This is a genomic window from Collimonas sp. GW821-FHT07E08, assembly GCF_059418905.1.
This window is the reverse complement of the sequence record NZ_JBWKQR010000012.1, coordinates 3203-10901: the sequence shown is the minus strand read 5'-3', so window position 1 is coordinate 10901 and position 7699 is coordinate 3203. Positions and strand designations below refer to the sequence as shown.

Sequence of the window (7699 nt, the reverse complement as noted above, 5' to 3'; positions counted from 1 at the left end):
TCTCTTGGCTTGGAAACAAGTTTGTGACGGACACCAGTTGCGGTAACCAGCCTTCGGCGGCGGCGCCAGGAAGGCAGCCAGCCGCCGCATTGACTGGTTGCGAGGCAAAAGTGATAACGCTATTGCAAGTAAAACGAAGTAACATTGTTACTGTACAGAAAGTAAAAAACGCCGAAACTGTCACTTTTCACAGGCTGTTGCATTGCGGAAAATCACAGTAGACTAATGCGCACCCAGTCTTTTGATTGCATTTTCAACAACGTTGATAGCATTTGCATCGGTAATGCACGGATCCCGCCTTGCCTTCCCACGCCACGCCAGACTGCTCGAAAGCACAAGCTCCCGCCATGACCGAAATGACCGAAGAACTCGCAGCGGAAAACGCGGTTCCTGCCGACCGGGCGGGGCCGCCGCCGGTATTGCTGCATCGCGGTTTCCTGCTGCTGATGCTGGGGGCCTTCGCCGCCTTCCTGGGCGAGCAGCTGACGACGGTGGCGTTGCCTTGGCTGGTGCTGAAGCTGAGCAACAACAGCCTGGCGCTGGGCACGGTGCTGGCGGTGATGGCGGTGCCGAAAATCCTTTTCCTGGTGTTCGCCGGCGTGGTGGTTGACCGGCATTCGCCGCGCACTGTGCTGACATGCGCCCTGGCCGGCGGCACCGTCCTGCTGACGGCAGTCGGCGCGTTGCTGCTGCATGACTTGCTGGCGCTCTGGATGGTCTACCTGTTTGCCTGCGGCATGGGACTGGCGGGCGCTTTTGCGATCCCGGCGCGGGTCGCCATGTTGCCCAGGCTGATCGACCCGCGCCAGCTGCAGCCGGCGAACGCCATGCTCATGGGCGTCACCCAGGTGTCGATGCTGGGCGGGCCGCTCCTGGCCGGCCTGCTGGCGTCGGCGGCGGATGGGCTGGGACTGGTTTTCTTGCTGAATGCGTGCTGTTTCCTGCTTGCCGCAATCACCGTGCCGCGCTTGCAGCCGCACCGGCAGGCCGCGCCGGATCATCATGTGCCGCTGCTTGCCACCATCGTCCCCGCCGCAAAATGGCTGTGGTCCGACCGCGTGCTGAGGACGCTGATCAGTTACTGGGGCGTGGTCACCTTGCTGCTGGCCGGCCCGGTGCAGGTAGGGCTGCCGCTGTGGGTGGACCGCCAGCTGGGCGGCGGCGCCTCGGCGTTCGGCATACTGATCGCCGCCAACGGCCTGGGCCAGCTGGCCGGCATCGTGTGCTCCGGCTTGCGCGCCAGGAAAACGGCCAGCCTCGGCGTCGCGGTCTGCCTGATCGACGGCCTGGCAGGCATGGCCGTGCTCGGCATGGGATTCACCCATGTGCTCGAGGTGGGCCTGGCGCTGATGCTTGCGGTAGGCGTCGGCGCCGGCTACGTGCAGGTCGGATTGTTCACCTGGATCCAGCGCCGGATTCCGACCGAACTCCACGGCCGGGTGCTCAGCATCCTGATGCTGATCCTGATCACGATTGCACCGCTGTCGGCGCTGATTGCCGGCTACCTGATCTTGTACCTGACGCCGTCACAGCTGTTCATATACAGCGGCATGCTGCTGTCGCTGTTTGCCATGCTCATGCTGCTGCATCCGGACTTGAGGAAGCTGCGCAACTAGTGCACAGCGGATTGGCCGCCGCGGCATGGCAAACAGGGATCCGCTGTAGAATATTTCTACGCAGAAAGGAACTGTGCCCCCATGCACCGGTCAGACCTGGACCAGGCGTGACGCTGCCATCGGCAAGACGGTGGCAGCAATGTTTTTCTGCACGTCTTCACTGTATCTGTTCCAGAAACGGAGTTTGACAGTTATGGCAAAAATCCCCCTCCCAGGCAGCGAACGCAGCCTCCCTTCCGGCGCCAAAAGCGTCGGCAGCGCCGCCCCCGCCGAGCAGCTCGAAGTGACGATCGTCATGCGCCGCAGCGCAGACCAGGAGTTGTGCGACATCGTCGACAAACAATGCGCGGGCGCGGCGGTTGCAGCGCATCTCTCGCGCGAAGAATTCGCCCGGAAATTTTCCGCTTCGCCGCAAGATGTCGCCAAGGTGACCGCATTTGCGCGCGACCATGGATTGCAGGTGGTGCGCGAAGATCCTGCTTGCAGCACCGTCACGCTGAGCGGCAGCGTGGCGCAGTTCAACCAGGTATTCGATGTCGACCTGCAGCGTTACGAATCGCATCTTGGCAACTATCGGGGCCGCACCGGTGCGGTCCACATCCCGGCCGAGCTGCAGGATATCGTGACGGCGGTGGTCGGCCTCGACAACCGCCCGCAAGCGCGCCCGCTGTTCCGCCTGCAGCCGCCGTTCCGCTTCGCGCCGCACAATGCCGCCACCGCCTCCTTCCTGCCGACCCAGTTTGCATCCCTGTACGACTTTCCTGACAACCTCGGCGCCGGCCAGTGCATCGCCATCATCGAACTGGGCGGCGGTTACCGGGACGCCGACCAGCAAGCTTATTTTTCCAAACTGGGCATCGCGCTGCCGAAGATCACCGCGGTCACGGTGAACGGCCCCGGCAACCAGCCCAGCGGCGATGCCAACGGCGCCGACGGCGAGGTGGTGCTGGATATCCAGATTGCCGGCGCGCTGGCGCCCGAAGCGCATATCGTGGTGTATTTTTCGACCAATACGGATGCCGGTTTCCTCAACGCGCTCAACAGCGCCGTGCATGACAACGTCAATAAGCCGTCCATCGTCTCGATCAGCTGGGGCAGCGCCGAACCGCGCTGGACGCAGCAAGCCATGCAATCGTTCAATGCAGCGCTGCAGGCGGCGGCCGCGATGGGAGTAACGGTGTGCGTTGCTTCCGGCGACAGCGGTTCGAGCGACGGCGTGGCCGGCGGCAACCATGTCGATTTTCCGGCGTCCAGCCCGTATGTGCTGGCTTGCGGCGGCACCCGCCTGCAGGCGGCCGGGAAGGCGATCGAGAGCGAGGTGGTATGGAACGGCGGCACGCAGGGCGGCGCCGGCGGTGGCGGCGTCAGCGCGGTGTTTGCGCTGCCGGCCTGGCAAAAAAGCCTGGTGCTTACCGGCAGCGACGGCAGACACCAGCCGCTGGCGAAACGCGGCGTGCCGGATGTGGCCGGCAACGCCGATCCGGTCACCGGCTACCAGGTGTATATCGACGGCGCCGATGCAGTAGTGGGCGGCACCAGCGCGGTGGCGCCGCTGTGGGCGGCATTGCTGGCCCGTATCAACACGGTGAAGGGCAGCGCGGTCGGCTTCGTCAACCCGAAGCTGTACCAGCAGCAGGCTGCCTTCCACGACGTCACGCAGGGCAACAACGGCTACTTTGCCGCGGCGCCCGGCTGGGACGCCTGCACCGGACTGGGCAGCCCGGACGGCAAGAAACTGGCAAGCGTGCTGTAGCAGCGGCGGCCGGCGGACCGCAACTTCGACCAAGGAGAGACCATGAGCAGCAACCATGCATCGGCCCGCGCAGCGGACCCAGCCGGCGACCAGCCTTGTTTCGACCCGACCGCCTACGGCACCGGGCCGAGCGATTCAGTGGCCGAGGCGTCCGAGAATGCAGCGGTCACCCATCACGCCACCACGATAGGCAAGCGCGCCTATCAGTACACCGCCACCGCCGGCCACCTGGTGGCGGTCGATGCCGATACTTCGCAGCCGGCTGCAAAAATCTTCTACGTCGCGTTTACTGTCGACGGCCAGGACCTGAATGCGCGTCCGGTCACGTTCTTCTATAACGGCGGGCCGGGCTCGTCGTCGGTGTTCGTGCTGCTGGGCTCGTTTGCGCCGAAGCGCATCAAGACCTCCATGCCTGGCTTCACGCCGCCGCCGCCGTATACCCTGGAAGACAATCCCGACAGCCTGCTCGACAAGAGCGACCTGGTATTCATCAATCCGGTCGGCACCGGTTATTCCGCCGCCATCGCGCCTTTCAAGAACAAGGATTTCTGGGGCGTCGACCAGGACGCCCGGTCGATCAGGCAATTCATCAAGCGTTACCTGACCGCCAACGACCGCTGGAATTCACCCAAATTCCTGTTCGGCGAATCGTATGGCACGCCGCGCAGCGCGGTGCTGTCGTACCTGCTGCATGAGGATGGCGTGGACTTGAACGGCATCACCCTGCAATCGTCGATCCTCGATTATGCGCAAGCCGGCAATCCGGTAGGCGCACTGCCGACCGCCGTGGCGGATGCCTGGTATCACAGGAAAACCAGCGTGACGCCGGCGCCGGCGGACCTGCCGTCGCTGATGGCGAGCGCCGCGCTGTTTGCGCGTAGCGACTACGCCACGGCGCTGGAGAAATTTCCCAAGGCCGATCCGGCGACGCTGCAGAAACTGAGCGATTTCACCGGCATCGACCCGACCACCCTGACGGCCTGGGGGCTGGACATCACTGCCGGCGACAGCCACGGCAGGACGCTGTTCCTGATCAGCCTGCTGCAGAGCCAGGGGCTGGCGCTGGGCGCCTACGATGGCCGCGTGACCGGCATCGACACCGGCATCGCGGCCGACATCTCGCCTAACGCGGGCGGCAACGATCCCAGCATGACGGCGGTGGCCGGCGTGTATACGGCGATGTGGAACAACTACCTGAACGACGGCTTGAAGTTCACTTCGAATTCCGCGTTCACCGACCTGAACGACAAGGCATTCCAGAACTGGGACTTCAGCCACACCGATCCGACCGGCGCCCAGAAAGGCATCGACGCCAAGGGCGACATCATCCTGTACACCGCCGGCGACCTGGCCGCGACCATGAGCTTGAACGTCGACTTGAAAGTGCTGTCCGCAAACGGCTACTACGATTTTGTCACGCCGTTCTACCAGACCGTGATGGACTTGCAGAAAATGCCGCTGGCCGATGCGGCCGTGCGCAAGAACCTGAGCGCGAAATTTTATCCGTCCGGCCACATGATCTACCTGGAAGCGGGTTCACGCACTGCCTTGAAAGCCGATGTGGCGGCGATGATAGACGCTGCGACATCGGACCGCCAGGCGATGGCCAGGATCAGGTCGCTGCAGGCGCTCAAGCGCGGCTAGCCGCCAGCAGGTCGACGTAGGCGCCCTCGACCAGCTGCCCGGGCTGGACGCCGATCCTTGCCATCAAGGCGTGCGCTTCGTCTACACCCGCCTGCGCCGCTTCGCCGGCGCCGAGCACGACTTCAAGTTCGAGGAATTCGCCCAGGCCTGCGACGCGGTCAAGATGGATGCGGGTGCGGCCGGCCAGGTACAGCGTGCGCTGCTTCTCGACCCGGCCGGCTTGCCCGTGCGCCTCGGACAATACCGCGCGCAGCAGTTCCGGTTCGGCGGTAGCCGAGATCAGGTAATACGATTCCTTTGGTCCTTGCCGGTCGGCGCGGCGGTAGAAAATCAGCTGGCCGCTGCCGTCGCCGAAGGCGCGCAGCTTGAGCCTGCCGTTGGCGCAGTTGAAGAAGGTGTCGTCCTGGGCGATTTCAAGCGGGCCTTCGTCTGCCATCGCCGCCACCCTGGCGACCAGCTCCGCCGTGATGTCGATGCGCGCTTTTATTTCTATGTTGCTTGCCATGTGCTGCTTCCAGGGTTGTCGGATACGGGCAAAGCATAGCAGGATCTTTTCGCCGGCAGGCAGCGCTCCGGCTGCTGCGCCATCTGTCACCGAGACGTAATCAGGGCGTCACCGTTGCGTAATATTTCATGTATAGAGTCGGGCCATTCTTACTTTATGGAAACAACATGGCGCACTCAAGTCGTAGGAAATTCCTCAAAGATTCCGTGGCAGCGATGGGTGCAACCATGCTGCCTCCGGCCGTGCAGCAAGCGCTGGCGGCGCCCGCGGCGAGCGGCACGCTGGGCTCGGTTGCCCATGTCGTGATCCTGTGCCAGGAAAACCGTTCGTTCGATCATTATTTCGGCACCATCAAAGGCGCGCGCGGTTTCAACGACGATCACGCCGCCGCGCTCCAGGCCACCAGCCGCAACGTCTTCACCCAGGCCGACAGCGTCGGCAGCCTGTACACGCCATGGCGCCTGAATTCCAGCACCAGTTCGGCGCAGTGGCTGTCGGACGTGCCGCACGACCTGGCCAGCGGCACCGCCGCCTGGAACAAAGGCCGCAGCGACAAATGGATCCCGAACAAGGGGATGAATGCGATCACCTACATGACGCGCAACGACATTCCTTACCACTATGCGCTGGCGGATGCCTTCACCCTGTGCGACAACTATTTCTGCTCGGCGCGGACCTCCACCAATCCGAACCGCCTGTACCTGATGAGCGGCACCATCGATCCGCAAGGCTTGCACGGCGGGCCGGCCACCACCAATGGTTTTACCTACGGCTCGCTGACCTGGCAAACCTATCCTGAAGCGCTGCAGGCCGCCGGCATTTCCTGGCGCACTTACCAGGAAGTCGACAATTACGACGACAACGCCCTGGCGTGGTTCAAGCAGTTCCAGAACCTGCCGGCCAATTCGCCGCTGTACATCAACGGCGTGCAGACCCGGGTGCTGGCCGATTTCCAGAACGACGTGATGCAAGACACCTTGCCGGCGGTCTCCTGGATCGTTGCGCCGGCGGCCAAGTCCGAGCACCCCAGCGGTTCGCCGAATGTCGGCGTCGATTACGTCAACCAGTACCTGCAGGCGCTGGCGTCGAATCCGGCGGTGTGGGCCAAGACCGTATTCATCTATACCTACGACGAGAACGGCGGTTTCTACGACCACGTCACCACGCCGACGCCGCCGGCCGGCACCGCCAACGAATTCGTCAGCGGCGTGCCGATCGGCCTCGGCTCGCGGGTGCCGACCATCGTCTGCTCGCCCTGGAGCCGCGGCGGCTGGGTCGCCAGCGAAGTGTTCGACCACACCTCGACCATCCAATTCCTGGAAAAATGGACCGGCGTCACTTGCCCCAACATCAGCCAGTGGCGGCGCGACATCTGCGGCGACCTGACCTCCTGCTTCGATTTTTCCATCAGCAATGCGGCATTCCCGGTGTTGCCGGACACAGTGGCGCTGGCGGCGCAAGCCAACGCCCAGAAGAGCCTGCCAAAACCGGTTCCGCCCGCACCCAGCACCGTCATGCCGGCCTACGAGGCCGGGCAAAAACCGCTGCGCGTGCAGCCCTACCAGCTCAACGGCTGGCTGACGCAGGATTTCGCCGGCCAGCAAGTGTGGACCAACTGGAGCAACGGCGGCAGCAAGCCGGCGCCGCTGCAAATCAATGTCGACAACTATCGCAGCGACAACCCGTGGATGTACACCATGGCGGCCAACGCAACGTCCAGCGACTATTGGCACGTGGTCAGCTACGGCGGCGGTTATTACGACCTGGAGATGATCGGCCCCAACCAGTTCTACCGGCGCTTCAAAGGCTATCTCAGCGCCACCGCGTGGCAGGGGCAGCCGGAACCGCAGGTGAAGCTGAGCAACGATGGCGCCGGGCAGGCGGTCAGCATCCTGTTCGACAATAGTGCGACCACCAATACCGCGGTGTTCACGGTGCTGGACCGCATCACCTCCGGCAGCCTGGTCACCCAGACCGTCACGGTAGCGGCGAAGCAGACCGCCACGCTGCAATTGAATACCACCGGCGGCTGGTATGACGTGAAGGTCAGCCTGGGCGGCGACAGCAATTTCATGCAGTCGATGGTCGGCTACACCGAAGGCCACCAGGGTTTGACCAGGCCGCCGGTATTGCGCTGGTAGGTTCGTGACCGGGCCGGGGCGGTCGCGCTGTCGACCGCCC

5 protein-coding genes are annotated in these 7699 nt (G+C 63.7%); 4 read left to right on the top strand and 1 reads right to left on the bottom strand.

Annotation, left to right across the window (positions count from 1 at the left end):
* Positions 1-347 precede the first annotated feature (347 nt).
* The 3 genes from AC07RZ_RS16430 (at position 348) to AC07RZ_RS16420 (ending at position 5013) form a co-directional block, all read left to right on the top strand.
* Positions 348-1616 (top strand): MFS transporter, encoded by a 1269-nt coding sequence (locus AC07RZ_RS16430; RefSeq protein WP_494668721.1) that lies wholly within the window; start codon positions 348-350, stop codon positions 1614-1616.
* Between the two features lie 193 nt (positions 1617-1809).
* Positions 1810-3369 carry a S53 family peptidase gene (locus tag AC07RZ_RS16425; RefSeq protein ID WP_494668720.1) on the top strand — a complete coding sequence of 520 codons (1560 nt, stop codon included), beginning with the start codon at positions 1810-1812 and terminating at the stop codon, positions 3367-3369.
* Between the two features lie 42 nt (positions 3370-3411).
* Entirely contained in the window at positions 3412-5013 is a 1602-nt protein-coding gene (locus AC07RZ_RS16420) for a S10 family peptidase (protein WP_494668719.1), read from the top strand.
* Here the strand turns inward: AC07RZ_RS16420 and AC07RZ_RS16415 are convergent.
* Positions 5000-5518 (bottom strand): class IV adenylate cyclase, encoded by a 519-nt coding sequence (locus tag AC07RZ_RS16415; protein ID WP_494668718.1) that lies wholly within the window; start codon positions 5516-5518, stop codon positions 5000-5002. The genes AC07RZ_RS16420 and AC07RZ_RS16415 overlap by 14 nt on opposite strands.
* A gap of 167 nt (positions 5519-5685) precedes the next feature.
* On the opposite strand from AC07RZ_RS16415, the gene AC07RZ_RS16410 reads away from it, so the two are divergent.
* Positions 5686-7659 carry a phosphocholine-specific phospholipase C gene (locus AC07RZ_RS16410; RefSeq protein WP_494668717.1) on the top strand — a complete coding sequence of 658 codons (1974 nt, stop codon included), beginning with the start codon at positions 5686-5688 and terminating at the stop codon, positions 7657-7659.
* The last annotated feature ends 40 nt before the right edge of the window (positions 7660-7699 follow it).

What these genes read in the sequence shown, in the direction of transcription:
- AC07RZ_RS16430 (WP_494668721.1), top strand. Translation starts at nt 348, where the DNA reads ATGACCGAAATGACCGAAGAACTCGCAGCGGAAAACGCGGTTCCTGCC.
- AC07RZ_RS16425 (WP_494668720.1), top strand. Translation starts at nt 1,810, where the DNA reads ATGGCAAAAATCCCCCTCCCAGGCAGCGAACGCAGCCTCCCTTCCGGC.
- AC07RZ_RS16420 (WP_494668719.1), top strand. Translation starts at nt 3,412, where the DNA reads ATGAGCAGCAACCATGCATCGGCCCGCGCAGCGGACCCAGCCGGCGAC.
- AC07RZ_RS16415 (WP_494668718.1), bottom strand. Translation starts at nt 5,518, where the DNA reads ATGGCAAGCAACATAGAAATAAAAGCGCGCATCGACATCACGGCGGAG.
- AC07RZ_RS16410 (WP_494668717.1), top strand. Translation starts at nt 5,686, where the DNA reads ATGGCGCACTCAAGTCGTAGGAAATTCCTCAAAGATTCCGTGGCAGCG.